A 24,248-nucleotide genomic window follows, 5' to 3' on the forward strand; every position below is an offset into this window, starting at 1 on the left:
TCGATGACAACCCAACAGCAGTTCAGCTTCGCCACCCGCCCGCTGGTGCCTTTCGCCCATGATTACACCCATGGCGAAACGGAGCCCTGGCACAGCCATACCTGCGCCCAGCTTCTGCATACCCTCAGCGGAGTGGTGCGGGTAGAGACCGGGCAGGGGATCTGGATTGTACCGCCGGGGCGAGGCGTCTGGCTGCCTGCCGGGACGCAGCACCGGCTGCTGATCACCGGTGACGTGGCGGCCCGGACGCTCTTTATTGATCCCTTCGCCCGGGCGGATTTACCCTCGGTCTGCCAGGTTGTGCAAATCTCCACCCTGCTGCGCGAGCTGATCGTCGCCTCGCTGCAACTACCGGAAAGCTACGCCGCGGGCAGCCGGGCGGAGCGCATTTACGAGCTGATCCTTGATGAAATCAGGGGGATCGGTGTGCTGCCGTTTAACCTGCCGGAACCCCAGGCCCCCGCGCTGCTGGCCCTGTGCCGCCAGATCCAGGCCGAGCCGGGAACAAAATGGACGACGGCGCTGGCAGCAAAAACGCTCAATATCAGTGAACGCACCCTGCTGCGGCACTTTCGCCAGCAGACCGGGCTGGCATTCAGCGAATGGTTGCGCCGGGCGCGGCTGATGGAGGCGCTGAACCGCCTCGCGCAGGGGCAATCGGTGCTGCGGGTGGCGCTGGACCTCGGTTATGAGAGTCACAGCGCCTTTAGCGCCATGTTCCGTCGCACGCTCGGCGTGGCGCCGAGCGACTACTTCCCGCCCGAGGCGCTCTCCGGCAACGCATTCAGCAAGGCCTGAAGCGACGCCCGGGAAACATCGTTGTCGATGCCCGTTCCCCAGCGGCTCCCACCCTGCTTAAAGCTGCAGCGGATATAGGCCGCCGAGCGGCTTTCGCTACACCTCCCGAGGGTATGCTCGTGATAATCCTCAATGGCGAAGGCCAGATGAAAACTGGCTTTTATCGCACTGGCGGCGGCAGAGAGCAGGCCGTTGCCGTTCCCCTCCAGGATCACAATCCCGTCGGCGGTCTGGACGCGGGCCCACAGCAGCAGCCCGCCGTCGGCCTGGCTTTCGGTGCGGTAATCCAGCAGCTGCCGCGGGGCGTGCTGATGTGGCCCGTACAGCTCGCGATAAAGCTGCCACAACGCACTCAGCGTCATCTCGGTACCTTCCCGATCGGTGTGCGCCTGAACGTGGCGGCTAAAGTCCTGTTGCAGGGCCCGGGGCAGCGCCAGGCCATGATTTTGCTCCAGCATCCACGCCGCGCCGCTTTTGCCGGACTGGCTGTTCACGCGGATCACCGCCTCATAGCTACAGCCGATATCTTCCGGGTCCACCGGAAGATAGGGCATCTCCCAGCGCGGGGAGGCGGACTGTTCCCGGGCGTGAAACCCCTTTTTGATGGCGTCCTGATGCGAGCCAGAGAAGGCGGTAAAGGCCAGCTTACCGGCGTAAGGATGGCGGGGATGCACCGGCAGCTGGTTGCACTGCTCCACAAGTTCCACCACCTGCTTCATATCGCTGAAATCGAGCTTCGGCGAAATCCCCTGGCTGTAGAGGTTCATCGCCAGGGTCACCAGACAGACGTTCCCGGTGCGCTCCCCGTTACCGAACAGGCAACCTTCCACCCGGTCGGCACCCGCCAGCAGGGCGAGCTCGGCGCTGGCAACGCCGCTGCCGCGATCGTTATGGGGATGGACGCTGATGCAGACCTCGCTCCGACGGGAGAAGTGGCGGCAGAAATACTCGATCTGATCGGCATAGACGTTGGGGGTGTTGACCTCCACCGTGGCAGGCAGGTTGACGATCATCGGCCGTTCGGCAGAGGGTTCCCAGACATCCGCCACCGCCTCACAGATATGCAGGGCAAACTCCGGTTCAGTAAAGCAGAAGGTTTCCGGCGAATACTCATAGGTCCAGCGCGTCTGCGGGTTGGCCTCGCACAGCGCGCGTATCTGCCGCGTGGCGCTGACCGCCAGCTGCACAATCTCCTCCTGGCTCTGGCGAAAGACCAGCTGGCGGAACAGCGGCGCAGTGGCGTTATAGAGATGCACCGTGGCGCGTTTTGCCCCATCGAGGGAAGCAAAGGTGCGCTCAATCAGATCGCTGCGGGCCTGGGTAAGCACCTGAATGGTGACATCATCCGGGATGCGCTGCTCCTCAATCAGCTGGCGGACAAACTGAAAGTCCGTTTCGGAGGCGGAGGGGAACGCCACCTCAATCTCCTTGAAGCCGCATTTGAGCAGTTGCTCCCAGAAGCGCAGCTTGCGGGAGATATCCATCGGTTCCGCCAGCGCCTGGTTGCCGTCACGCAGGTCGGTTGAAAGCCAGCGCGGGGCGTGGGTCAACATCTTATCCGGCCACTGGCGGTCGGGTAACGAAATGGGGGCATAGGCCACGTACTTTTGCGAAGGGTTGCGCAACATAGGGGTTCTCCAGGTGATGTTCTGTTTTTATCCTGGCGAAGAACGGGGCAGGGCACTGGCGCATAACTGACAACCTGTGGCGAGGAACCGCCATTTATTTCACTCCGAGCAGAGCCTGCTCCATCAGTTGCGCCAGCAGGGTCTGCGCCCGTGGCTCTGCCTCGCTGCCGTGCTGCTCGAGGGTGATCCCCAGCCTGCCCGGCGTGGGTAGGACGCTTCCCGCCACCCGCAGGTTGGCAGGCATCCCGATCCGGGTCCGCAGCGTTACGCCGAGCCCGGCCTGCACCGCCGCCCAGATCCCGCTCAGGCTGTGGCTGACAAAGACCACCCGCCAGGGGATGCCTGCCCGGTTCAGGCAGTCGATGGCGTGGGCGCGCATCAGGCAGGGGGTGTCGAACATCACCAGCGGCAGGGGCTCGCCCCGGGCCAGCAGGGAACGGATCTCCATCTCCGGGGGCTGGATCCACACCATCTGGCTCTGGCCGATCGACCGTCCTTTGCGTGGCTCACTCTCGTTCTGCCACAGCAGCACCATATCCAGGGCGTGATCATCAAAGGCATTGAGCAGCGCCCGGTTGCGATCCACTCTGGCAACGATCCGCACTCCCGGATGGTGGCGTCTGAATTCGCCCAGGATGCCCGGCATCAGCGACTCACCAAAATCCTCCTGCATGCCGATGCGGATCTCCGCCTGCAGCAGCTCGCCTTTTAGCGCGAACTGCACCTCGTCATTCAGCGCCAGCATGCGGCGGGCGTAGCTCATGACGATCTCTCCGTTGCGGGTCAGCGTCAGGCCTCGGCCCTTTTTCATCACCAGCTCTGCGCCGCACTGCTGCTCCAGCTTTTTGAGCTGGGCGCTCACCGCCGAGGTGGAGCGGCAGAGATGGGTGGCGGCCAGGGCAAAGCTGCCGCACTCAATGCCGGTGACAAAACTGCGCAGCGCATCAAGGTCGAGCGTCGGAGGGAGCTTGTTCATAAACGTCCTGAAATACGGGATGGTGGTGCAAATATAATTTGATTTTCAGGATGAAACTATGGGGCCAGAATCGCCTTACTGTCAATGCGGAGAGAACATCATGGCCACATCCCTTACTTCTGAAACCCTGAGTCGCGTCGCGCCGAAACTGGCCGAGCTGAGCAGGGAGGTGCTGTTCAATGACATCTGGAAACGCGACGCGCTCTCCCCACGCGATCGCAGCCTTATCACCCTGGGCGCGCTGACGGCGCTGGGGCGGGTGCAGCAACTGCCCTGGCATATCGACTTCGCCCAGCAAAATGGCCTGACCCGGGAGGAGATTACCGAAGTGTTCACCCATCTGGCGTTCTACGCCGGCTGGCCTGCGGCGGTCTCCGCTCTCGGCTGCCTGGAAGAGGGGTAACCCAATGCCTTTTACTCGTATCTCCCTGCGGCCGGGGTACAGCGACGCGCAGATAGCACGGATCTCCGACCTCCTCCAGCAGAGCCTGGAGGCGGAATTCGCGGTTCCGCCGGGGGACCGCTTCCAGATTTTTGAGGAGATCCCGGCCAGGCGGCATCTATTCGATCGCCACTATAAAAGCGGCGGGCGCAGCGACAAGTTTATTCAGTTTCACATCCTGGCGGGCAAGCCCCGCACCGCTGCGCAAAAGCGAAATCTCTGCCGCCGGCTCTGTGAAGAGCTGCACAGGACGCTGGCTATTCACCCGGATGACGTGATGGTGATGATCCAGTTCAATACCGCCGAAGAGTGGAGCTTTAGTCGGGGACAGATGCTGTCAGAGGAGGGGTTATGATCGTTATGCAGTATCGCTTCACGCTGCCAGCCGACTACAATATGACCATTATTGAACGGCGCATCGCGGAGCATGGTGCGAAACTGAATGGCTTTCCCGGCCTGCTGTTTAAGGCCTTCCTTGTTGCCAGACGCGATGCCGATTTTAGCGTGGAAAACCGCTATGCACCGCTCTACGTCTGGGAGAGTGTCGCCGCGATGACGCAGTTTTTACAGAGCCCCGGCTTTCGCAGGCTGACACAGGATTTTGGCTGGCCGCAGATCGACACCTGGCTGGCGCTGCGCCTGCCGGCTGTGGCAGAGGTGAAAAGTGCCGCCTGGCTGTCGATTGCTCGTAAGACGATCCCCGCGCACAGCGACCTGTCGGCACTGCAACTGGACGCTCCGCTTTGCGGGTGGGATGTCAGCCGCTGGCAACTGTTGCAGGTAAATTTTGGCGAGACGCCGCAGGAGGGCAAGGAGAATTATCGGGTTGCGTATGTGGCGAGTGAGGACATGGGTTAAGTCCCCCACCGTTGATCAGGCTTAACTCTTGATACAAGGTGTCCGGCGAACCGGGCACCTGTTTTTTCCTTTCAAGGCTCTCTATTTCGGATGGACATAAAAGAATAGATGCTAAGGCGCTGGACGCTGGAAGGGCAAAATGCCGGTTACATATGGGATTTGCCCAGGATGGAGCGGCCTTAAAAGCTTCAAGCAATGCCCATCTATCCAGGATAATAGAATTCGATTCTGATGCCGCTCGGTTCGTAACACATCATATGCAGTGATGGCCCCTCCCGGATTAAAGTGGGTTCAAATTCGATTTCAATCTGATTCGCCTTTAACAGGTCAACAAGCCTGAACAGATCCACTTTATTTTCGACCCGTAAAGCTAAGTGATGAAGTCCGACATTGGTTTTACGATAAATGTAATGGGCTCATCGGTTTGTGTTTTCCATAGCGTGATGGTCAGCGCATCATCTCTTACGAAGATGGCGGGATAATCTTCACGTCGTTTCACTTCCTCCCAGCCCAATATATTGGTAAAAAACGCAGCGCTTTCTTCAAGCTTAGATACGGCTAAGCCGATATGCTGCACACCAGCAGTAACAGCCATCGTTGTGTTCTCCAGAGAAAGTGTTTTAGTCAACGTTTACATCACCCATCGGTAAAGACGTCTGGCGGATGTGGCGGTCAAGGAAGTCCCGAATATCAGACCCTATCTCTCTGGCGTGCGTTTCAAGGGCAAAGTGGCCCGTGTCGTAGAAGCGGATTTCCGCGTCTGGCAGATCGCGTTTCCAGGCTTCAGCGCCCGCCGCCATGAAAAAGGGATCGTGTTTACCCCACACAGCCAATAACGGGGGCTGATGCTGACGAAAATAGTGCTGAAACAGAGGATACATCTTCACGTTTGAGGCGTAATCCAGTAACAGGTCAAGCTGAATCTCGGCATTACCAGGCCGTAATACCTGCATTCCTTCAAGGGAATAGCCATCGGGTGAAACCAGGCTTTGATCGGCAACACCTTCCAGATACTGCCATTTGATTGAAGCCGGGGTCGGAAACTCACGCAGCGCATGCCGGTTTTCAGACGTGGGCTCGCGCCAGTATCTCTGAATGGGTTCCCAGGCCTCGCCCAGGCCCTCTTCGTAGGCATTGCCATTCTGGGAAATAAGCGCTGTCACACGCTCCGGATGGGCTAATGCCAGCCGCCATCCGACAGGGGCACCGTAGTCATGAACCAACAGCGCATAGCGGTTGAGATTAAGTGCTTCGGTAAACCGGTCAATGGTTTCCGCGAGCTGGTCAAAGGTATAAGCGTATTCACCGTGCGCTGGCGCCTCGGTAAAACCGAAGGCCGGCAAATCTGGCGCGATTAAGTGATAACGATCCGCCAGCTGGGCAAAAAGATCCCGAAACATAAATGATGAGCCCGCGAAGCCGTGAAGTAACAACAATACAGGCGATGCCGGATCGCCGGCCTCACGGTAGAAAACGTTAACATCACCTGCCTGTTTATAGCGGTAATGCACCGGCGTAGCGGGAGCAGATAAATCCGTAGTGGAAGAGATCATGATAAGCCTCATGTAACCTTTAAAGTGGCTATTTGAAGGTTACATGTAAATTTGGTAACCTGTCAAAATGATTTTATAAGTTACGGAGCGGTATGGAATTTAAACAATCTTCTTCTCAGCCCCTCTTCCTGGCTGACAACCTTGCGCTGGATTTTATTAACAGTGAATACGGGACAGGGGATGAACGGCACGACTGTTTTGAAGACGATACCCGCGTCATCGACTGGCTGGTGATCGCGGGGCTTGTGCCGAAAGGTACTAAGGCTCCTGATGGGCTCGTGGCGGAAGCCCGGCAGCTGCGCGATGCCGCCAGGGCAGTCGTGCATGCCGCGATGAAGTCCGTTGCGGCTGACCTGACGGTGATTAACCACATACTCCAGGTGGGGCGTCCTGAGACGACTCTGCAGTGGGACGAAGAGACGCAGCGATACCGGATTACTGTTCGGCCGGAGATGCTCAGCCCCGCAGGCCTGCTCTGGCCTGTTGCGGATGCGTTGGTGAAACTCATCTCTGACGATAAGTTTGAATACGTGCGGCAATGTGAAGCGCATAACTGTATTTTGCTGTTTCATGATTTGAGTAAATCCCATCGCCGCCGCTGGTGCAGTATGGCGACGTGCGGCAATCGCATGAAGGTAGCGGCATTCCGGAACAGGAAAAATTCGTAGCGATTCTGGACGAAAAGAGAATTGACTGAGGAGAACGATCGTTCTACCATTAACCTATGAACAAAAATACGACTGACACACGAGAAAAAATCCTCGCGTCCGCTGAAGAACTCATTTACCAGAACGGCATCCATGCCACCGGTATGGACCTTCTGGTGAAGACCTCAGGTGTGGCCCGGAAAAGCATCTATCGCTATTTCGCGAATAAAGACGAAGTGGCGGCTGCTGCGCTGAACGCGCGGGATGTCCGCTGGATGGAATGGTTCAGAAGCGAGTGCGACAAAGGGGATACACCGCAAGAACGTATCCTGAATATGTTCACCGTGCTTAAAGGCTGGTTTGAGTCGGAAGGATACCGCGGGTGTGCATTCATCAATACCGCCGGGGAAGTGGGGGACAGTGCCGATCCCATTCGCCAGATTGCCAGACTGCATAAACAGAAAATACTGGATTATGCCCTGGAGTTGACCGGGCAACTGAATATTGAGCACGCTTCAGCCCTGGCAAGGCAATTGCTGTTATTGGTTGAAGGCGCTATAACCGTATCACGCGTCATGGGCGATTACAGCGCCGCCGATGATGCAAAAGATATTGCTCAATTGTTACTGAAACAGGTCTCGTAAACGAGACCTGAACTCAGAGGCACAGACAATGAAACAGAAATAATTCATCCTCATACCTTTCATACTTATATTCTGTTTTTATGAACAGAATATAAAATTTCATAAATATCTTCTCCCTTGTTGGATATTTATTCCCGACGCTATTCCCTGCCGCCTTTTTTATTCTGATCGGATACGACTTTCGTATCGCAAAGGCCATAAAATTAAGGCGCTATAATCATATTTTGTTGTATACAAACAAAATTTGTTGGCTTGCTTGTAAGGGGCGGTAAAATAAGAATATCGATAATGGCATTTTTTATTTTTTTAATCCTTTTACAGACACACACTTGACGAGGTAGAACGATCGTTCTACCATGAGTGCATGGACAACAAGAATTCTCTGATAAATGGATATTGCGCGACTGCATTTTGCAAAACCGCCATGAATGAAAAGGACGTTATATAACAGGGGGAATAGTTTATGTCTGTCTCTCGAAAATGCGTATTAACCCTCTATCCCAATTTACAGGAGTCTTAACCATGTCTGATGCACAAATTCGTCCGCCACTGCCTCCGTTTACGCTTGAATCAGCAATTGAAAAAGTCAGGCTTGCTGAAGATGGCTGGAATAGCCGCGACGCCGAAAAAGTCGCGCTGGCCTATTCTCTGGATACCAAATGGCGTAATCGCGCAGAATTTGCGAATAATCGCGAAGAAGCTAAATGCTTCCTGGAACGTAAATGGAAAAAAGAACTTGAGTATCGCCTGATTAAAGAATTATGGGCATTTGGCGGCAACCGCATTGCCGTCCGTTACGCTTATGAATGGCGCGATGATTCCGGTAACTGGTTCCGCTCTTACGGAAATGAGAACTGGGAATTTGGCGAAGATGGCCTGATGCAACGCCGTTTCGCCTGCATCAACGACATGCCTATCAAGGAAAGCGAACGTAAATTCCACTGGCCGCTGGGGCGTCGTCCTGACGATCATCCAGGGTTATCGGAACTGGGTCTTTAACGTCCCGTTTTATTCCGCAACGCCCGGCAACGGTCCTGGTCGGGCGTTTGTGTTATTTCACTCAGTTATTTCGCCTGCGGATACTTCGCCACTACCTCACCTGGCCCCAGCTCCCGCCCATCACTCGCCACCATTGTGAGCTTGCGTAACGGCTGGCGATCCCGCGCGTCCACCAGCACCGTACCGGTATCCCCCTCGGCGAACAGGTGTTCATTTCCCCACTGCGAGAGCGCCAGCAGCACGGTTTGCAGTTCGCGGCCTTTCGTGGTCAGCACATACTCCTGCCAGGCGCTGCCGTCGGAGGCGGGTTGCAGCGTCAGGATGCCTTCGTCCACCAGCAGCTTCAGCCGGGTCGCCAGCATGTTTTTGGCGATGCCGAGGCTTTTCTGAAACTCACCAAAACGCGTAATGCCGCTCAGGGCATCACGCACAATCAGCAGGGACCACCAGTCGCCGATAATATCCAGCGAGCGGGCGACAGGACAGGGACTCTCTTCGAGGCGGGTACGTTTCACGGTCTCTCCTTATCAGCAGTAAGTTTAATTATAAAACCAATTACTCCCGCGTACAAAGCAAGCCGTCACTTTGCGGGCAGGCTCCAGGTAATTCGTCACAGATCTGTCACACTGTTAACGACAATAAACAGGTGAGGAATTAGGGATGAGAAAAGCACTAATCGCTGTCGCCGTGGCGGGCAGCATCGGGCTCTCTGGTGGCGTTCAGGCGCAAACCGCGCCGGAAGGGTATCAGCTGGAACAGGTTCTGATCATGAGCCGTCATAACCTGCGTGCGCCGCTGGCCAATAACGGCAGCGTGCTGGAGCTGTCGACCCCGGAAAAATGGCCTGAGTGGGATGTGCCTGGCGGGCAGCTCACCACCAAAGGTGGGGTGCTGGAAGTCTACATGGGGCACTACATGCGTGAATGGCTGGCAGAACAGGGGCTGATGACCGCCGGGGAGTGTCCGGCAGCGAACAGCGTCTATGCCTATGCCAACAGCCTGCAACGCACGGTGGCGACCGCACAGTTCTTCATTACCGGCGCGTTCCCGGGCTGTGATGTGCCGGTGCACCATCAGGAACAGATGGGCACTATGGACCCCACGTTTAACCCGGTGATCACCGACAACTCCCCGGAATTCCGCGAAAAAGCGCTACAGGCGATGAACAAAGAACGTCAGGGGATGCAGCTTGATGAGAGCTACAAACTGCTGGAGCAGATGACCGACTACAAACAGTCTCCGTCCTGCAAAGAGAAACAGGTCTGTTCCCTGACGGACGCGAAAGACACCTACAGCGCCGAGTACCAGAAAGAGCCTGGCGTATCCGGTCCGCTGAAGGTAGGTAACTCGCTGGTGGACGCCTTCACCTTGCAGTATTACGAAGGCTTCCCGCTGGATCAGGTGGCGTGGGGCGAGATCAAAACCGACCAGCAGTGGCGGGTGCTCTCTCAGCTGAAAAATGGCTATCAGGATTCGCTTTTTACCTCGGCAGAGGTGGCGCGTAACGTGGCGAAACCGCTGGTGAAATATATCGATAACGCACTGGTCACCGATCGGGCGAAAGCGCCAAAAATCACCGTGCTGGTGGGGCATGACTCCAACATCGCCTCCCTGCTGAAAGCGCTGGATTTTAAACCCTATCAGCTTCACGGCCAGTACGAGCGCACGCCGATTGGCGGCAAGATCGTCTTCCAGCGCTGGCACGACAAAACTGGCAATCGCGATTTGATGAAAATTGAGTATGTCTATCAGAGTACCGAGCAGCTGCGTAATGCCCAGGTGCTGACGTTAGAAGCCCCGGCCCAGCGCGTTACCCTGGAGCTGAATGGCTGTCCGGTGGATGCTGACGGATTCTGTCCGGTGGAGAGCTTTAATAAGGTAATGAATACCGCGGCGCAGTAAGTTCAGCCCCTCTCCCTGAAGGGGAGAGGGGCTGAAATGTCGGGTGGCGTTTCGCTTACCCGACCTACAAAATCCAACTCTGGTTACGAATCCCGTAGGCCTGATAAGCGTAGCGCCATCAGGCGTTTTTTGTCCGCACGGTTATCAGACGTTTTTGCGCTCGATGGTCTGCTCGCCCCAGAACAGCGAGTCTTTGTCGGTTTTTTGGAAGGCTAACATCAGAACTTCATCATTACCTTCTTCCCAGATTTTCTCTGCCAGTTTTTCGTCATATTTTGCGACTTCAAAAATCGCCTCAGCGATCTCCGGTGACGTATTACGTAAACGCGCAAATTCCCCGACGCGATGTGCTTTAGCTTCTTGAGTTGGCATAGTAATCCTCCTGTTGAGAGTTAACCTTTCAGTTTAGCAGCCAGGCCGGCGACATATTCACCCTGATAGCGGGCAATGTTCAGTTCTGCTTCCGAAGGCTGACGTGAACCGTCCCCCCCGGCAATCGTTGTTGCGCCATACGGCGTACCGCCACGGAGCTGGGAAAGATCAAACAGTTCCGGGGTGCCGTAGCCGATGGGCACAATCACCATCCCGTGGTGCGCAAGGGTGGTCCAGGTTGAGGTGATGGTCTGCTCCTGTCCGCCACCGGTGCCGGTGGAGCTGAACACGCTGGCGACTTTGCCGAGTAACGCATTTTTGGCCCACAATCCTCCGGTCTGGTCGAGGAAGGTGCGCATCTGGCCGGCCATATTGCCGAAGCGCGTTGGGGTACCAAAGATGATTGCGTCATAATCGCCCAGTTCCTGCGGGGAGGCCACCGGCGCGTCCTGCGCTTTACCGCCCGCTTTGGCAAAAGCTTCTGCCTGCATGGTTTCCGGTACGCGTTTGATCACCACCTCAACCCCCTCGATTTTCCTGGCGCCTTCCGCAACTGCATGAGCCATGGTTTCGATGTGTCCGTACATGGAATAGTAGAGCACCAGAATTTTCGTCATTTCGCTTCACTCCTCGCATGATTTTTACGGTCAGCGGCATGCTGCCCTCTTTTAAAGATATGACGTGACAGCGAGACTGCAAATCTGGACGCCATTTATTTGATTTTAAACAATAAAGAATGACAGACTTTCGTCGTAGCAAAATGAAACATTTTCACTAGGGCAAATTTTCGGAATGATAAGAAAGGCTTATGGTTCCGTTTCGGCAGGCTTCATACAAAAGGCTGATATCGTATTGCAGGATATTACGATTCGCTGGCCGAATGCGCCTGCTCCACTAAGCTTAAGTTCACGCGGCGCAGTTAAAGACTCTTTTTTAGCGTCGTCAGGTGGAAGAATTCGCTTTCACTGAATGCAGAATTAAATCTTATGTTTTTAACTCTGGAGGTCCGACATGGCAAACCATCGTGGTGGGTCAGGTAATTTTGCAGAAGACCGTGAAAGAGCATCAGAAGCAGGACGTAAAGGTGGCCAGCAAAGTGGGGGTAACTTTAAAAACGACCCTCAACGTGCATCCGAAGCTGGCAAAAAAGGGGGCAAAAATAGCCATGGCGGCAACAAGAGCAGTTGAGTTGCAGCCGTCTGAAGTAGGGGTCTTTTGACCTCTGGCACCCCCGCCGCCGGGATCCCCGGCGGTTTTTTTATGCCTGTTATTGAAGTGTTATCAAATTCCTTCCACACTAGCGGATTGACTCTTTGTGCTGGTGCCCCATGTCTCTCTCCCGTTATGCCTTTTCGATCAAACCGCAGGAAGCGATCCTGATCCTTATCACCATGTTCTGGGGTGGGACCTTTCTTGCCGTACAGTACGCCGTCACGCAGAGCGGCCCTTTCTTCTTTGTCGGCCTGCGTTTTGCCACGGCTGCGCTGGCGGTGGCGCTCATTTCGCTCAAAACCCTGCGCGGCCTGACCCTGACCGAACTGAAAGCGGGGCTGGCGATCGGGGTGGCGATCGCGATGGGCTACAGCCTGCAAACCTGGGGATTACAGACTATTCCCAGCAGTAAATCGGCGTTTATTACCGCCATGTATGTCCCGCTGGTGCCGCTGCTGCAGTGGCTCTGCCTGCGCCGTATGCCGGGAATGATGTCCTGCATCGGCATTGTGCTGGCCTTTATCGGGCTGATCCTGCTGGCAGGGCCGGAAGATAACCTGCTGGCGCTCGGGCCTGGAGAGATGATCACCCTGGTGGGCGCGGTGGCGATTGCCGCCGAGATCATCCTCATCAGCGCCTGGGCTGGAAAGGTGGACGTCAAGCGTGTCACCGTCGTGCAGCTGGCGACCGCCTCGCTGGTGGCGTTTCTGACCATGATCCCAGCCGGGGAGTCGGTTCCGCCGATGTCGGCAGGGCTGTGGATGGTGGCCCTTGGGCTGGGGATTTTCAGCGCCATTATTCAGGTGACCATGAACTGGGCCCAGCGCAGCGTCTCGCCAACCCGGGCGACCGTTATCTATACCGGCGAACCGGTCTGGGCGGGGATCTTTGGCCGTCTGGCCGGGGAGCGCCTGCCGCTGCTCGCCCTGGTGGGTGCCGCCTTTATCATCGCGGGCGTGCTGGTGAGTGAGCTGAAGCTGAAAAGGAAAAAGAAGGCGCTGCCGGACGACAGCGCCACGCTGGATCAGTCCTGAGTTGCCACTGTGCCCTGCGTCACCCCCGCCATCCGGCGGCTGAGCAGGGCGTTAAGGGCAATCGCGCCAAAGGTGGCCGTGCCGATCCCGCCCAGGGTAAAGCCGCCGAGCGAAAGGGCAAAATCCCCCGCACCCAGCACCAGCGTTACGGCGACCATAATTAGGTTGCCGTTCTGGCTGAGATCAACATGGTTCTGCACCCAGATCCGCGCCCCGGCCACCGCAATCAGGCCAAACACCACAATCGACGCACCGCCAATCACCGGCCCTGGGATGGTGTGGATCAAGGCACCGAATTTAGGTGAAAAGCCGAGCAGCACGGCAATCACCGCTGCCGCCACGAAGACCAGCGTCGAGTAGACCTTGGTGACCGCCATCACGCCGATATTCTCGGCATAGGTGGTCACGCCGCTGCCGCCCACCGAACCCGACAGCATGGTCGCCAGCCCGTCTCCCACAAATGCTCGCCCCATATAGGGGTCCATATTGCGTCCGGTCATGCCGGCCACCGCTTTCAAATGGCCGAGGTTTTCCGCCACCAGGATCACCGCTACCGGGGCAATCAGCATGATCGCCTGACCGTTAAAGGTGGGCGAGGTGAGTTGCGGAAGGCCAAACCACGCCGCCTGTTGCACGAGAGCAAAATCGACCGGTTTACCGAACCCGAAGACACTGGTCAGCAGACCGTAGAGCAGGCAGGCAAGTATCAGCCCCACCAGGATCAGCAGCCGCTGGATCATCCCCCGGGTAAACACCGCCACCAGGCCGATGCAGAGCACCGTCATTACCGCCATCCAGCTGTCAAAGGCGGAGCCGGAGACCCCTTTGACGGCGATAGGCGCCAGGTTGAGGCCAATCGCCATCACCACCGCCCCGGTGACCACCGGCGGCATCAGGCGTTCGATCCAGCGGGTGCCCAGCTTCATCACCACCAGACCGACCGCGGTGTAGATTGCCCCGCAGGCGATGATCCCGCCCAGCGCCACGCTCAGCTGCGGGTTTACCCCCTGGCCGGAAAAACCGGTGGCGGCAATCACCACCCCGACAAAGGCAGCGCTGGAGCCGAGATAGCTCGGCACCCGTCCGCCGGTGATGAAAAAGAAGAGCAGGGTGCCAATGCCCGACATCAGAATCGACAGGTTAGGATCCAGCCCCATCAGAATGGGCATCAGCACCGTGGCGCCAAACATCGCCACCGCATGCTGCACCCCCATCACCGCGGTTTGCGCCAGCGGGAGACGTTCATCCGGCGCGACCACGCCGCTATCAGAGGAGGTCGATTTCAACTGCCAGTGAGGAAAACCGAATAGTGCCATCAGCTGCTCCTTAAGGAGGATTAACAGGCGGGTCGCATCAGCGCGTGGTAGCCGCGGTCAAACCACACCAGGCCCTGGGGCACCGGGTGGCGGGTTATTGCAACGATCTCGCAAAACAGAATGTCGTGGGTGCCGACGCTCACCACCTGGCTAATGCGGCAGTCGAACGAGGCCAGCGCCTCGTCGAGACGTGGACAGCCGGTGGCGCCCGTCTGCCAGCCTGCTGCGGCAAAGCGGTCGGCCATCGGGGTTTTGCCGCCAAACAGATTCGAGAGCGACTCCTGCCCGGCGCTCAGGGTATTGACGCACAGGGTGCGGTTGTCGTTAAACACCGGCCACACCGAGGCGCTACGATTCAGGCACACCAGCAGCGTTGGCGGTGAGTCGGTCACGCTGCATACCGCGCTGGCGGTAAAGCCCGCCTGGCCGGCCGGGCCGTCGGTGGTGATAATATTGACCGCCGCGCCCAGACAGGCCATGGCATCACGAAACGTTTGTTTATCGATATTCATGGTGGCTCCTTATGCCAGCCCGCAGGCGTCTTCAAAACTCAGGCGGGGCAGTCGCCCGTAGAGTTTGCTGGTATCGCCGTAGCCGATATTGATCAGCAGATTGCTTTTCAGGTTGCTGCCGGTGAAGAAGGCCGCGTCCACCTTCTCCCGGTCAAAACCGGACATCGGCCCGGTGTCCAGCCCCAGCGCCCTGCAGGCAACGATCAGATAGGCCGCCTGCATGGTGCTGTTGCGAAAGGCGGTCTCCTCGGCGAGCTGTGGGCTGGCGGTAAACCAGCTCCGGGCATCGCCGTGGGGGAACAGCTCCGGCAGACGGTCGTAAAACTGACTGTCCCAGGCAACGATAACCGTCACCGGGGCGGTGAGGGTCTTTTGCAGGTTGCCGCTGGAGAGGGCTGGGCGCAGCTTCTCTTTGCCTTCCGGGGTGCGGATAAAGACCATCCGCGCCGGAGAGCAGTTGGCGGAGGTGGGCCCCCACTTCATCAGGTCATAGATTTCGCGCAGCGTCTCGTCGCTGACCGGACGATCCAGCCAGCCGTTGTGGGTTCGCGCTTCGGTAAACAGCGCATGCTGCGCCGTCGGGGTGATGGCTTCACTCATGGCAACTCCTTCAGTAAACGTTCGTGGCGGTGCAGCAGGCTGGCGAGCCCGTTTTGCAGCAGGGCGTTAAACGCCTCCGGCTCGGTCACGTTGCAGGCGTGTCCGCCCCGGGGCATCACGGTAAGCAGGCTGCCGGGCAGGGCGGCATGCAGCTCTGCTGAACAGACCGAGGGCACCAGCAGATCGTCGGCGGCGCACATTATCTGCACCGGGCAGTGAATGCGCGCCGTCTGGCGGCTGAAATCGGCCCGCTTCAGGGCATTCAGCCTGCGCAGGAGCGTGGTTTTGCCCTGGAAGTGGGCCAGGGCCAGCGCCTCTTCCGCCTCCATGCGCGGCTGGCGGGCCGCCATCCAGTCGGCGGGATAGAGAAAGAGCGGCTGGGCTTCCACCCACGCCTGCGCCCCTCCGGCATGCAGCAGCCGCTCGCGGATCTGGAAGCAGCGGCGGGTATGGGAATGCAGCGTCAGCCAGCCGTTAACGCACACCAGGGCACCGATCGCCTGCGGGTGATCCACTGCCAGCTGCAGGCCGATAAGCGCCCCCAGGGCATGGCCCACCACGCTGAACCGCGCGATCCCTGCGAGAGAGAGCGCCTGCCACAGCTCGTCGGCCATCGCTGCCAGGGTGTAATCTTCCGGCAGCTCGCCGGGGTTATTGCCGGTGCCGCGCTGGTCGTAGCAGACCACCTGATACCCTTGCTCCAGGTCGGCGAGCTGAGGCAGCCAGTAGCTGCCGCAGCCCCCCAGTCCGGCGATCAGCACCACAACCGGCGCGTCCGCAAAGGGCGGCGGTGAAATGGATAGATTCATGACAACCTCAGCGGCCAATGTGGGCGATGGTGGCAATCTCCACCAGCGCCTCGGGTTTCACCAGCCCGCACTGAATACAGAAGCGCGCCGGTTTATCGCCGGGGAAAAATTCGGCGTAGATCTCGTTAATCGCGGCGTAGTTTTTCCAGTCGGTAATAAAGATGCTGTTGAAGGTCACGTCCGCCATGGTCCCGCCCGCCGTTTCGATAACGCGCTGGATGGTCTGCAGCACGTGGCGGGTTTGCGCCTTTGGGTCATCGGGAAACACCACATTATTGTCCGCGTCGAACGGCAGGGTGCCCGAGACGTAAACCACCCCGTCCGCCAGGGTGCCGGGGACGAAGGGGGCAATCGGCGTGCTGGTGCCCTGGGGGATAATCACAGATTTCGGCATAAGGTAGCTCCTCAGGCAATACGGGCGTAAGCGGCAGGGGAAAGGGCGTCGCAGAAGGTGGCGACGTCAGTAACCCAGCCAAAAAAGGTTTCGATGTTGAACAGCGCAGCCTGCTGGGCAAATGCCGGCCCCGCCTGGTGGGTGGCGTCTTCCAGCACCACGCCGAAGTACTCCAGGAAAAAGCCGTCGCGCAGGGTCGACTCTACGCAGACGTTGGTGGCGATACCGGTAAAGATCAGATGGCGGATGCCGCGGCTGCGCAAAATGCTGTCCAGCGGGGTGTTGAAAAAGCCGCTGTAGCGCGGTTTCGGCAGCACGATGTCCCCCGGCTCCGGCACCAGCTCATTCACCAGCTGGTAATCCCAGCCGCCTTTCGCCAGCAGCTTGCCGTGCAGCTCCGGGCGCTGGCGCATGGTTTTCAGCGCGTTCGATTTGTGGAAGTTGGGCGAGCCAGGGCCGCCCGCCTCTACATACTCTTCATCCCAGCCGTTCTGAAACCAGATAATCAGCATCCCGGCGTTGCGGGCGGCGGAAACCGCGGTGCGGATATTCTCGATCACCGGCCGGGTGGCGGAGACGTCAAACCCGGCGAGGTCGAGATAGCCGCCAGGGCTGGCGTAGGCGTTCTGCATATCCACCACGATCAGCGCACTCTGCTGGACGTCAAAGGTGATGGCTTCCGGGCGTGCGGGCAGAGTGGTCATCACGCCACCTCCTTCGTCATAACCGGAATATGGGCGCGGCACTGCATCAGCGGCTGGATGCGCTCGCCAAAGGTTTCAATCCCGGCAATAAAGTCATCAAAGGTCAGAAGCACCCCTTCAGCGCCCGGCACGCTGGCAACCTCATCGAGCATGCGCGCCACGCTGGCATAAGAGCCCACCAGGGTGCCCATGTTGATATTGACTGCCGAGGTCGGGTCGGCCATCTGCCGCACGTTGGTGTCGGCCCCGGAGCGGGTGTCCTTTTGGCTCTGTTCGCTGAGCCAACTCAGGGCTTCGTCGTCGGCCCCGGCTTTGTAGTGCTCCCACTTCGCCCGCGCCGCCTCGTCGGTCTCATCGGCAATGACCATAAACAGCACGTAGGAGCCGACATCGCGCCCGGTTTTTTCGGCGGCCTGTTTCATGCGCGCAGCGGTAGGGGCAAAGGCTGCCGGGGTGTTCACCCCTTTGCCGAAGCAGAAGTTGAAGTCGGCGTATTTCGCCGAGAAGTCCATTCCCGCATCGCTCTGCCCGGCGCAGATCACCTTCATCGGCACCGACGGCTGGGGGCTGACGCGGCAGTCGTTCATGGTAAAGAACTCACCTTTGAAATCGCTCTTGCCGGTGCCCCACAGATCCCGCAGGACCTGCACATATTCGGTGAGGTAGTCATAGCGCTTCGAAAAATAGTCATCTCCCGGCCAGAGCCCCATCTGCTCGTACTCCGGTTTTTGCCAGCCGGTTACAAGGTTGACGCCAAAACGTCCGCCGGAGATGGTGTCGATGGTGGAGGCCATCCGCGCCACGATAGCCGGAGGCAGGGTCAGGGTGGCGGCGGTAGCGTAGATCTGGATGCGGGAGGTGACCGCCGCCAGCCCCGCCATCAGGGTGAAGGACTCCAGGTTGTGATCCCAGAATTCGGTTTTCCCGCCGAAGCCGCGGAGCTTGATCATCGACAGGGCAAAATCGAAATGATAGTGCTCTGCCTTCTGCACGATGGCTTTGTTCAGCTCAAAGGTCGGCATGTACTGCGGCGCGTGGGTAGAGATCAACCAGCCGTTATTGCCAATGGGAACGAATACGCCAATTTTCATCACGAACCTCTCTTCATCTCAGCATGGGGTGAAAGTCAGACGTGGCGCTGCATCCTGCATCTCCTGTTCAGCCGCGTAGTCTCGGTTTTGCAAAGGGAATGCCAGTTTTGAAATCTGTAATGTTATTAGGGTGTTAAGAAATGGTTGATGAATTGCTGGTGATAAAAGTGGACTGTCTGGTCAAAATAGTTGCACACAAAGCAGGCAGTCGTGCGCGGTGGCGGTGCAGATTGTCGTGGTAAGGCAGGGGTTTTTGCTATGCTGGGAGCTGATTAACACGGAGTGAGCAAATGGCACAAGGCGCAGTGAAGACAGGCGGTAAACGTTCGCAGGCGGTGAGCGCGAAAAAACAGGCGATCCTTGCGGCGGCGCTGGAGACCTTCTCGCAGTTTGGCATCCACGGCACGCGGCTGGAGCAGGTGGCCGAGCTGGCGGGGGTGTCAAAAACCAATCTGCTCTACTACTTCCCCTCCAAAGAGGCGCTGTACCTCTCCGTTCTGCAACAGATCCTCGATATCTGGCTGGCCCCGCTGAAGGCGTTTCGCGAGGAGCTCACCCCGCTGGTGGCGATCCAGCAGTATATCCGCCTCAAGCTGGAGGTCTCCCGGGACTATCCCCAGGCGTCGCGACTGTTCTGTCTGGAGATGTTGCAGGGAGCACCGCTGCTGAAAACGGTGCTGAGCGGGGATATGAAATCGCTGGTGGATGAGAAGTCAGCGATTATTGCCGGGTGGGTCGCCACCGGCAAACTGGCCCCGGTGGATCCGCACCATCTGATCTTTATGATCTGGGCGGCGACCCAGCACTACGCCGACTTCTCCGCCCAGGTGGAGGCGGTGACGGGCAAGACGCTCAAGGATGACGACTTTTTCCACAGCACGGTGGAAAACGTTGAGCGGATGATTATCGAAGGGATCCGGGTGCGTTAATTCCCCGGGGGCAGCGGGCAGCTTAAATCGCCCTCTTCGCACTGCATCAGCGTAGCCAGATAGGCTTCCCGTTCGTTGGTTTTATCCGCCAGACACTGGTTCACAATCATCGGCTGAATGGAGCCGCCTTCGGTGCTGGAGCCGATAAAGGCGCAGTCGGCATCGCGCAGGGCGATCCACGCCTGTTGCGCCTTTTTCAGCAGCTCACGCTGGGGGGCGTCGGCGCGCTTGATGGCTGACTGATACGTCTGGTTCAGGGTTTTATCCGCGGCCTGATACTGCTGCGCGGTGCAGCTGTTCATCTCCGCCTGGGTACTGGCGTTGGCGCACTCATCCGCCAGCGCGCTGGTGCTCAGCAGTAACGCGGCACCGGCGATCAAAGCTCGTTTCATCTTTCCCTCCCTATAAAAAAGCCGGATGCGCTGCGCTTATCCGGCCTACTAAAACAGAATGTCATCTCTGTAGCCCCGGTAAGCGTAGCGCCACCGGGGAGAGATTGCACGCTTAACCGATGGTCATCAGGCTGGCGTTACCCCCTGCTGCGGCGGTGTTCACGCTGAGCGAACGCTCCACGTACAGACGCTCCAGCTGCAGGTTGGTTTCACCCCGGGCGAAGCCCTGCACGGAGACAATCGCCCCGCTGCGGGCCGCAACCTGCTCGCACAGCTCGCGCAGCTGGTCGGAATCACCGTGATAGATCACCGCGTCGAACGGCTGGCTGGTCAGCACATCGGCTTTGGCGAAACGAATCCGTTCCGTCACCGCCTTCGGCAGCTGCTTCGCCAGGTCACGGTGCAGGCTATCTTCCGGCCACAGCACTTCACACCCGGTCGCCATCGCTGCCGCCAGCTGGATCAGCACATCCTGCTCGTTATCCGCCACGCACAGCACACGCTCGCGCGGCATCAGCGTCCAGGTGTTGCGCTCGCCCGTTGGCCCTGGCAGTACGCGCTGGGTACCGGCCTGGGCCAGCTCGCCATACTCCTGACACAGCTCGCGCAGTTCAGGGCGTTTTTCTGCCCACGCTTTTAATGCTTCCAGCGGCTGGGTCAGCACCGTTTTCACCTGGGTGTCTACCGCGTACTGCGCATCCTGACGCGCCAGGGTGACGCCCAGCGCATTGGCCGGACGGTTAGCCAGCAGGCGATAGAGGTACATTGGACCACCGGCTTTCGGACCAGTGCCCGACAGCCCTTCGCCGCCGAACGGCTGCACGCCGACCACGGCACCGACCATGTTGCGGTTCACGTAGAGGTTGCCGACGTTGGCGCTGCCGGTCACCTGGGCGATGGTTTCGTCGATACGAGTATGCACCCCCAGGGTCAGACCGTAGCCGGAGGCGTTGATCTGCGCGATCAGCTGGTCGAGGTTGTTACGGTTGTAGCGCACCACGTGCAGCACCGGGCCAAATACCTCTTTCTTCAGCTCATCGAAGCTCGCCAGCTCAATCAGGGTTGGCGCCACAAAGGTGCCGCTGGTCCATTCGCGGGCATCTTCGCTGTTCTCACGCACCGCCTGATAGACCGGACGGCCTTTGGCACGCATTGCCTGGATGTGGTTTTCGATGTTGGCTTTCGCTTCGGCGTCGATCACCGGGCCAATGTCGGTGGTCAGACGGCCAGGGTTGCCCATCCGGCACTCCGCCATCGCGCCACGCAGCATTTTCAGGGTGTGATCGGCCACTTCGTCCTGCACGCAGAGCACGCGCAGGGCGGAGCAGCGCTGTCCGGCGCTGTCGAAGGCGGAGGCTACCACGTCCACCACCACCTGCTCGGTGAGGGCAGAGGAGTCGACGATCATCGCGTTCATACCGCCGGTTTCGGCGATCAGCGGCGCCGGACGACCCTGGGCATCCAGACGGGTGGCGATGTTGCGCTGCAACAGGGAGGCCACTTCGGTGGAGCCGGTGAACATTACGCCGCGCACGCGGTTGTCGGCGGTGAGTTTGGCACCCACGGTCTCGCCGCGGCCTGGCAGCAGCTGCACGACGCCCGCCGGGACACCCGCTTCCAGCAGGATATTGATCCCCTGAGCGGCAATCAGCGGGGTCTGTTCCGCCGGTTTGGCCAGCACGCTGTTACCCGCGGCAAGGGCGGCGGCAATCTGGCCAGTGAAGATCGCCAGCGGGAAGTTCCACGGGCTGATACAGACCACCGGGCCCAGCGGGCGGTGGGTTTCGTTGTCGAAATCGTCACGCACCTGACCGGCATAGTAGTGCAGGAAGTCAACGGCCTCGCGCACTTCGGCGATAGCATTGCTGAAGGTTTTACCCGCTTCACGCACCAGAATGCCAATCAGCTGCTGCATCTGATCTTCCATCAGCACCGCAGCGCGCTCCAGAATGGCTGCACGCTCCTGCGGCGGGGTGGCGAACCAGATCGGTGCGTTGTTCACCGCGCTGTCGAGGGCCAGATCCACTTCCTCTTCGGTCGCTTCGCGGACAAAGCCGACAATGTCTTTCGGTTCGGCCGGGTTGATCACCGGCTGCATTTCGCCATTGCTGACCGGCTGCTCAAGGATCGGTTTCGCCTGCCATTTTTGCAGGGCGCTGTTGAGCAGTGACGAGGAGAGCGATGCCAGACGGTGTTCGTTCGCCAGGTCGAGGCCCGCGGAGTTGATGCGGCCATTGCCGTACAGCTCGCGCGGCAGGGCAATCTTCGGATGCGGCAGACCCACCTGACCCTCCTGGGCGGCCAGCTTTTCCACCGCCTGTACCGGGTCGGCCACCAGCTCATCCAGCGGCAGGGTGGCATCGGCGATGCGGTTAACGAAGGAGGTGTTGGCCCCGTTCTCCAGCAGACGACGCACCAGGTACGCCAGCAGGGTTTCGTGAGTACCGACCGGGGCGTAGATACGGCACGGACGGTTCAGTTTACCCTCGGACACTTTACCGGTGACCTGCTCGTACAGCGGTTCACCCATGCCGTGCAGGCACTGGAACTCGTACTGGCCTGGATAGTAGTTCTGACCGGCCAGCTGATAGATGGCCGCCAGGGTGTGGGCGTTGTGGGTGGCGAACTGCGGATAGATCAGGTTCGGCACGCCGAGCAGCTTTTTGGCGCAGGCGAGGTAGGAGACGTCGGTGTAGACCTTGCGGGTATAGACCGGATAACCCTCCAGACCCTCCATCTGCGCGCGTTTGATTTCGCTGTCCCAGTAGGCGCCCTTCACCAGACGGATCATCAGGCGGCGACGGCTGCGGGTGGCGAGATCAATCAGGTAATCAATGACGAACGGGCAGCGTTTCTGGTAGGCCTGAATGACAAAGCCAATCCCGTTCCAGCCCGCCAGCTCCGGCTCGAAGCAGAGTTTTTCCAGCAGATCGAGGGAGATCTCCAGGCGGTCGGCCTCTTCGGCGTCGATGTTGATCCCGATGTCATACTGGCGCGCCAGCAGGGTCAGGGACTTCAGGCGCGGATAGAGCTCTTCCATCACCCGGTCGTACTGGGCGCGGCTGTAGCGCGGGTGCAGGGCGGAGAGCTTGATGGAGATCCCCGGGCCTTCATAAATGCCGCGACCGTTGGAGGCTTTACCGATGGCGTGGATCGCCTGCTGGTAAGAGACCAGATAGGCCTGCGCGTCGGCGGCGGTCAGCGCCGCTTCGCCCAGCATGTCATAGGAGTAGCGGAAGCCTTTATCTTCCAGCTTGCGGGCGTTAGCCAGCGCTTCGGCGATGGTTTCGCCGGTGACGAACTGCTCGCCCATCAGGCGCATCGCCATGTCCACACCTTTACGGATCAGCGGCTCGCCGCTCTTGCCGATAATGCGGTTCAGGGAGCGGGAGAGGCTGGCTTCGTTGTGGGTGGAGACCAGACGGCCAGTGAACAGCAGGCCCCAGGTGGCGGCGTTAACGAACAGCGACGGGCTGCGGCCAATGTGCGAATGCCAGTTACCGTTGCTGATCTTGTCGCGGATCAGCGCGTCGCGGGTCGCTTTGTCCGGGATACGCAGCAGCGCTTCCGCCAGACACATTAACGCTACGCCCTCCTGGGAGGAGAGGGAGAACTCCTGCAGCAGGCTCTGCACCATGCCAGCCCGGCCGGAGGCCGTTTTCTGGTTACGCAGTTTTTCGGCAAGCTGATAGGCCAGGCTGTGCGCCTGGGAGGCGACTGGCTCCGGCAGACGCGCCTGTTCCAGCAGCATCGGCACGGCATCGGTCTCTGCGCGACGGTAGGCGGCGGTAATGGCCGCGCGGCTCACCGACTGGGGCAGGATCTGCTCGGCAAACTCAAGGAACGGCTGGTGAACCTCTTCGACGGCCTCGGCCTGTTCGTCACTCTCGTTGGCGGCACCGGCCAGCAGGGCAGGCAGCTCTGGCAGATCGTCATTGCTCTCCAGTTTTTCCAGATAGTTAAAGATCGCCTGCTTGATTAACCAGTGTGGCGTGCGGTCAATTCGGGTCGCAGCCGATTTAATCCGTTCGCGGGTCGCATCATCCAGCTTAACCCCCATGGTGGTCATGCCCATGCCAAAAACTCCTGTGATTCAGTAGCGCTAGTGTAGTTAACGTGAAATATCCACTATGTTGCAACTTTGTGCAACCACGTTAAATGTGACCCGGTTTGCAAGCTGGAAAATGAATGGAATGTTACGTGATGGTTAACCGTAAAAAAGTTGTGGATTTTAGCGATCAACCCTGGTTTCATGCGGCGCTTAACACTTTTTGCAGGTGCAACCTCAAAAAACGTGAGCGAGTGCAACCTCCAGGAAACTGGTGTGAAACCGGGGATGAAATTCATGTAAATGCAGTGTTAAATCGTTTGTGTCATGGAGGCGCATACGGCAGGATACGCGCGGCCAACAGAAACACACATCATCACCCTCTCGT

At 58.7% G+C, this 24,248-nt stretch carries 28 protein-coding genes; 11 read left to right on the forward strand and 17 right to left on the reverse strand.

Annotated elements, in window-relative coordinates:
* Positions 1-3: 3 nt before the first annotated feature.
* Positions 4-798, forward strand: coding sequence for an AraC family transcriptional regulator (locus tag C3406_RS03780; RefSeq protein ID WP_103823641.1), 795 nt, complete (start codon positions 4-6; stop codon positions 796-798).
* Here the strand turns inward: C3406_RS03780 and leuA are convergent.
* Together leuA and C3406_RS03790 are read right to left on the reverse strand one after the other, a co-directional pair.
* Complete coding sequence (leuA, locus tag C3406_RS03785) at positions 750-2,426, reverse strand: 2-isopropylmalate synthase (RefSeq protein ID WP_103823642.1); 1,677 nt, start codon at positions 2,424-2,426, stop codon at positions 750-752. The genes C3406_RS03780 and leuA overlap by 49 nt on opposite strands.
* A 94-nt stretch (positions 2,427-2,520) precedes the next feature.
* Positions 2,521-3,402, reverse strand: coding sequence for a LysR substrate-binding domain-containing protein (locus C3406_RS03790; protein ID WP_103823643.1), 882 nt, complete (start codon positions 3,400-3,402; stop codon positions 2,521-2,523).
* A 100-nt stretch (positions 3,403-3,502) separates the two neighbouring features.
* Here C3406_RS03790 and C3406_RS03795 point away from each other — a divergent pair, with 100 nt between their 5' ends.
* From C3406_RS03795 to C3406_RS03805, 3 genes are read left to right on the forward strand one after another with little or no spacing between them, the layout of a single operon-like run.
* The gene (locus tag C3406_RS03795) at positions 3,503-3,805 is read left to right on the forward strand and encodes a carboxymuconolactone decarboxylase family protein (RefSeq protein ID WP_103823644.1); all 303 of its coding nucleotides are present in this window, start codon (positions 3,503-3,505) and stop codon (positions 3,803-3,805) included.
* Positions 3,806-3,809: 4 nt separating this feature from the next.
* Entirely contained in the window at positions 3,810-4,199 is a 390-nt protein-coding gene (locus tag C3406_RS03800) for a tautomerase family protein (RefSeq protein ID WP_103823645.1), read from the forward strand.
* A complete protein-coding gene (locus tag C3406_RS03805) occupies positions 4,196-4,702 on the forward strand; it encodes a DUF4865 family protein (RefSeq protein WP_103823646.1) in 507 nt (168 codons plus the stop codon). Before C3406_RS03800 ends, C3406_RS03805 begins: the two co-directional genes overlap by 4 nt.
* A 203-nt stretch (positions 4,703-4,905) precedes the next feature.
* Here the strand turns inward: C3406_RS03805 and C3406_RS26715 are convergent, their stop codons facing one another.
* From C3406_RS26715 to C3406_RS03815, 3 genes are read right to left on the reverse strand one after another with little or no spacing between them, the layout of a single operon-like run.
* Positions 4,906-5,052, reverse strand: a complete 147-nt coding sequence (locus C3406_RS26715; RefSeq protein WP_255410187.1) for a hypothetical protein — start codon at positions 5,050-5,052, stop codon at positions 4,906-4,908.
* Positions 5,053-5,072: 20 nt separating this feature from the next.
* On the reverse strand, positions 5,073-5,297 hold the full coding sequence (locus tag C3406_RS26720) for a VOC family protein (protein WP_255410188.1): 225 nt from the start codon (positions 5,295-5,297) through the stop codon (positions 5,073-5,075).
* A 25-nt stretch (positions 5,298-5,322) separates the two neighbouring features.
* Positions 5,323-6,255, reverse strand: a complete 933-nt coding sequence (locus C3406_RS03815) for an alpha/beta fold hydrolase (RefSeq protein WP_103823647.1) — start codon at positions 6,253-6,255, stop codon at positions 5,323-5,325.
* Between the two features lie 92 nt (positions 6,256-6,347).
* On the opposite strand from C3406_RS03815, the gene C3406_RS03820 reads away from it, so the two are divergent.
* The 3 genes from C3406_RS03820 (at position 6,348) to C3406_RS03830 (ending at position 8,545) form a co-directional block, all read left to right on the forward strand.
* Entirely contained in the window at positions 6,348-6,923 is a 576-nt protein-coding gene (locus tag C3406_RS03820; RefSeq protein ID WP_103823648.1) for a CGNR zinc finger domain-containing protein, read from the forward strand.
* A 56-nt stretch (positions 6,924-6,979) separates the two neighbouring features.
* The gene (locus C3406_RS03825) at positions 6,980-7,546 is read left to right on the forward strand and encodes a TetR/AcrR family transcriptional regulator (protein ID WP_103823649.1); all 567 of its coding nucleotides are present in this window, start codon (positions 6,980-6,982) and stop codon (positions 7,544-7,546) included.
* Between the two features lie 522 nt (positions 7,547-8,068).
* Complete coding sequence (locus tag C3406_RS03830; protein ID WP_103823650.1) at positions 8,069-8,545, forward strand: nuclear transport factor 2 family protein; 477 nt, start codon at positions 8,069-8,071, stop codon at positions 8,543-8,545.
* A gap of 65 nt (positions 8,546-8,610) precedes the next feature.
* Here the strand turns inward: C3406_RS03830 and C3406_RS03835 are convergent, their stop codons facing one another.
* On the reverse strand, positions 8,611-9,060 hold the full coding sequence (locus C3406_RS03835; protein ID WP_103823651.1) for a winged helix-turn-helix transcriptional regulator: 450 nt from the start codon (positions 9,058-9,060) through the stop codon (positions 8,611-8,613).
* Between the two features lie 145 nt (positions 9,061-9,205).
* On the opposite strand from C3406_RS03835, the gene agp reads away from it, so the two are divergent.
* A complete protein-coding gene (gene agp / locus C3406_RS03840; protein ID WP_103823652.1) occupies positions 9,206-10,447 on the forward strand; it encodes a bifunctional glucose-1-phosphatase/inositol phosphatase in 1,242 nt (413 codons plus the stop codon).
* A gap of 144 nt (positions 10,448-10,591) precedes the next feature.
* On the opposite strand, the gene C3406_RS03845 is transcribed toward agp, so the two are convergent.
* Positions 10,592-10,819, reverse strand: coding sequence for a YccJ family protein (locus C3406_RS03845; protein ID WP_103179015.1), 228 nt, complete (start codon positions 10,817-10,819; stop codon positions 10,592-10,594).
* Positions 10,820-10,839: 20 nt separating this feature from the next.
* Positions 10,840-11,436, reverse strand: a complete 597-nt coding sequence (gene wrbA / locus C3406_RS03850) for an NAD(P)H:quinone oxidoreductase (protein WP_103823653.1) — start codon at positions 11,434-11,436, stop codon at positions 10,840-10,842.
* Between the two features lie 394 nt (positions 11,437-11,830).
* Here wrbA and C3406_RS03855 point away from each other — a divergent pair, with 394 nt between their 5' ends.
* Both C3406_RS03855 and C3406_RS03860 read left to right on the forward strand, forming a co-directional pair.
* Positions 11,831-12,007 carry a con-10 family general stress protein gene (locus C3406_RS03855; protein ID WP_032617468.1) on the forward strand — a complete coding sequence of 59 codons (177 nt, stop codon included), beginning with the start codon at positions 11,831-11,833 and terminating at the stop codon, positions 12,005-12,007.
* Positions 12,008-12,147: 140 nt separating this feature from the next.
* Complete coding sequence (locus C3406_RS03860; protein WP_103823654.1) at positions 12,148-13,065, forward strand: DMT family transporter; 918 nt, start codon at positions 12,148-12,150, stop codon at positions 13,063-13,065.
* Here the strand turns inward: C3406_RS03860 and rutG are convergent.
* From rutG to rutA, 7 genes are read right to left on the reverse strand one after another with little or no spacing between them, the layout of a single operon-like run.
* On the reverse strand, positions 13,056-14,381 hold the full coding sequence (gene rutG, locus C3406_RS03865; RefSeq protein WP_103823655.1) for a pyrimidine utilization transport protein G: 1,326 nt from the start codon (positions 14,379-14,381) through the stop codon (positions 13,056-13,058). The genes C3406_RS03860 and rutG overlap by 10 nt on opposite strands.
* A gap of 20 nt (positions 14,382-14,401) precedes the next feature.
* The gene (rutF, locus tag C3406_RS03870) at positions 14,402-14,893 is read right to left on the reverse strand and encodes an NADH-dependent FMN reductase RutF (RefSeq protein WP_103823656.1); all 492 of its coding nucleotides are present in this window, start codon (positions 14,891-14,893) and stop codon (positions 14,402-14,404) included.
* A 9-nt stretch (positions 14,894-14,902) separates the two neighbouring features.
* On the reverse strand, positions 14,903-15,493 hold the full coding sequence (locus C3406_RS03875) for a malonic semialdehyde reductase (protein ID WP_103823657.1): 591 nt from the start codon (positions 15,491-15,493) through the stop codon (positions 14,903-14,905).
* Entirely contained in the window at positions 15,490-16,302 is an 813-nt protein-coding gene (rutD, locus tag C3406_RS03880; protein WP_103823658.1) for a pyrimidine utilization protein D, read from the reverse strand. Before rutD ends, C3406_RS03875 begins: the two co-directional genes overlap by 4 nt.
* A gap of 7 nt (positions 16,303-16,309) precedes the next feature.
* Positions 16,310-16,696: a pyrimidine utilization protein C gene (rutC, locus tag C3406_RS03885; RefSeq protein WP_103823659.1), complete on the reverse strand. Its 387-nt coding sequence runs from the start codon at positions 16,694-16,696 to the stop codon at positions 16,310-16,312.
* A gap of 11 nt (positions 16,697-16,707) precedes the next feature.
* Positions 16,708-17,400 (reverse strand): pyrimidine utilization protein B, encoded by a 693-nt coding sequence (gene rutB, locus C3406_RS03890; RefSeq protein ID WP_103823660.1) that lies wholly within the window; start codon positions 17,398-17,400, stop codon positions 16,708-16,710.
* A complete protein-coding gene (gene rutA / locus C3406_RS03895) occupies positions 17,400-18,491 on the reverse strand; it encodes a pyrimidine utilization protein A (RefSeq protein WP_103823661.1) in 1,092 nt (363 codons plus the stop codon). The genes rutB and rutA overlap by 1 nt, the downstream gene beginning before the upstream one ends.
* A 290-nt stretch (positions 18,492-18,781) precedes the next feature.
* Between rutA and rutR the strand changes: the two genes are divergently transcribed.
* On the forward strand, positions 18,782-19,420 hold the full coding sequence (gene rutR, locus C3406_RS03900; protein WP_103823662.1) for an HTH-type transcriptional regulator RutR: 639 nt from the start codon (positions 18,782-18,784) through the stop codon (positions 19,418-19,420).
* On the opposite strand, the gene C3406_RS03905 is transcribed toward rutR, so the two are convergent.
* Both C3406_RS03905 and putA read right to left on the reverse strand, forming a co-directional pair.
* On the reverse strand, positions 19,417-19,812 hold the full coding sequence (locus C3406_RS03905; protein ID WP_103823663.1) for a lysozyme inhibitor LprI family protein: 396 nt from the start codon (positions 19,810-19,812) through the stop codon (positions 19,417-19,419). The genes rutR and C3406_RS03905 overlap by 4 nt on opposite strands.
* 112 nt (positions 19,813-19,924) lie before the next feature.
* On the reverse strand, positions 19,925-23,887 hold the full coding sequence (gene putA / locus C3406_RS03910) for a trifunctional transcriptional regulator/proline dehydrogenase/L-glutamate gamma-semialdehyde dehydrogenase (RefSeq protein WP_103823664.1): 3,963 nt from the start codon (positions 23,885-23,887) through the stop codon (positions 19,925-19,927).
* Positions 23,888-24,248: the final 361 nt, after the last annotated feature.

It is taken from the genome of Leclercia sp. LSNIH8 (genome assembly GCF_002920195.1).
In the GTDB taxonomy this organism is placed as follows: domain Bacteria; phylum Pseudomonadota; class Gammaproteobacteria; order Enterobacterales; family Enterobacteriaceae; genus Enterobacter.

Bases quoted from the DNA above. Each gene is read 5' to 3' on its own strand.
- C3406_RS03805 (WP_103823646.1), top strand. From the start codon at position 4,196: ATGATCGTTATGCAGTATCGCTTCACGCTGCCAGCCGACTACAATATG.
- C3406_RS03830 (WP_103823650.1), top strand. From the start codon at position 8,069: ATGTCTGATGCACAAATTCGTCCGCCACTGCCTCCGTTTACGCTTGAA.
- rutF (WP_103823656.1), bottom strand. From the start codon at position 14,893: ATGAATATCGATAAACAAACGTTTCGTGATGCCATGGCCTGTCTGGGC.
- C3406_RS03860 (WP_103823654.1), top strand. From the start codon at position 12,148: ATGTCTCTCTCCCGTTATGCCTTTTCGATCAAACCGCAGGAAGCGATC.
- C3406_RS03795 (WP_103823644.1), top strand. From the start codon at position 3,503: ATGGCCACATCCCTTACTTCTGAAACCCTGAGTCGCGTCGCGCCGAAA.
- C3406_RS03845 (WP_103179015.1), bottom strand. From the start codon at position 10,819: ATGCCAACTCAAGAAGCTAAAGCACATCGCGTCGGGGAATTTGCGCGT.
- C3406_RS03905 (WP_103823663.1), bottom strand. From the start codon at position 19,812: ATGAAACGAGCTTTGATCGCCGGTGCCGCGTTACTGCTGAGCACCAGC.
- agp (WP_103823652.1), top strand. From the start codon at position 9,206: ATGAGAAAAGCACTAATCGCTGTCGCCGTGGCGGGCAGCATCGGGCTC.
- rutA (WP_103823661.1), bottom strand. From the start codon at position 18,491: ATGAAAATTGGCGTATTCGTTCCCATTGGCAATAACGGCTGGTTGATC.
- C3406_RS03855 (WP_032617468.1), top strand. From the start codon at position 11,831: ATGGCAAACCATCGTGGTGGGTCAGGTAATTTTGCAGAAGACCGTGAA.
- rutG (WP_103823655.1), bottom strand. From the start codon at position 14,381: ATGGCACTATTCGGTTTTCCTCACTGGCAGTTGAAATCGACCTCCTCT.
- rutC (WP_103823659.1), bottom strand. From the start codon at position 16,696: ATGCCGAAATCTGTGATTATCCCCCAGGGCACCAGCACGCCGATTGCC.
- rutB (WP_103823660.1), bottom strand. From the start codon at position 17,400: ATGACCACTCTGCCCGCACGCCCGGAAGCCATCACCTTTGACGTCCAG.
- C3406_RS03815 (WP_103823647.1), bottom strand. From the start codon at position 6,255: ATGATCTCTTCCACTACGGATTTATCTGCTCCCGCTACGCCGGTGCAT.
- rutD (WP_103823658.1), bottom strand. From the start codon at position 16,302: ATGAATCTATCCATTTCACCGCCGCCCTTTGCGGACGCGCCGGTTGTG.
- C3406_RS26720 (WP_255410188.1), bottom strand. From the start codon at position 5,297: ATGGCTGTTACTGCTGGTGTGCAGCATATCGGCTTAGCCGTATCTAAG.
- C3406_RS03790 (WP_103823643.1), bottom strand. From the start codon at position 3,402: ATGAACAAGCTCCCTCCGACGCTCGACCTTGATGCGCTGCGCAGTTTT.
- C3406_RS03820 (WP_103823648.1), top strand. From the start codon at position 6,348: ATGGAATTTAAACAATCTTCTTCTCAGCCCCTCTTCCTGGCTGACAAC.
- C3406_RS03875 (WP_103823657.1), bottom strand. From the start codon at position 15,493: ATGAGTGAAGCCATCACCCCGACGGCGCAGCATGCGCTGTTTACCGAA.
- leuA (WP_103823642.1), bottom strand. From the start codon at position 2,426: ATGTTGCGCAACCCTTCGCAAAAGTACGTGGCCTATGCCCCCATTTCG.
- rutR (WP_103823662.1), top strand. From the start codon at position 18,782: ATGGCACAAGGCGCAGTGAAGACAGGCGGTAAACGTTCGCAGGCGGTG.
- C3406_RS03825 (WP_103823649.1), top strand. From the start codon at position 6,980: ATGAACAAAAATACGACTGACACACGAGAAAAAATCCTCGCGTCCGCT.
- putA (WP_103823664.1), bottom strand. From the start codon at position 23,887: ATGGGCATGACCACCATGGGGGTTAAGCTGGATGATGCGACCCGCGAA.
- C3406_RS03780 (WP_103823641.1), top strand. From the start codon at position 4: ATGACAACCCAACAGCAGTTCAGCTTCGCCACCCGCCCGCTGGTGCCT.
- C3406_RS03800 (WP_103823645.1), top strand. From the start codon at position 3,810: ATGCCTTTTACTCGTATCTCCCTGCGGCCGGGGTACAGCGACGCGCAG.
- wrbA (WP_103823653.1), bottom strand. From the start codon at position 11,436: ATGACGAAAATTCTGGTGCTCTACTATTCCATGTACGGACACATCGAA.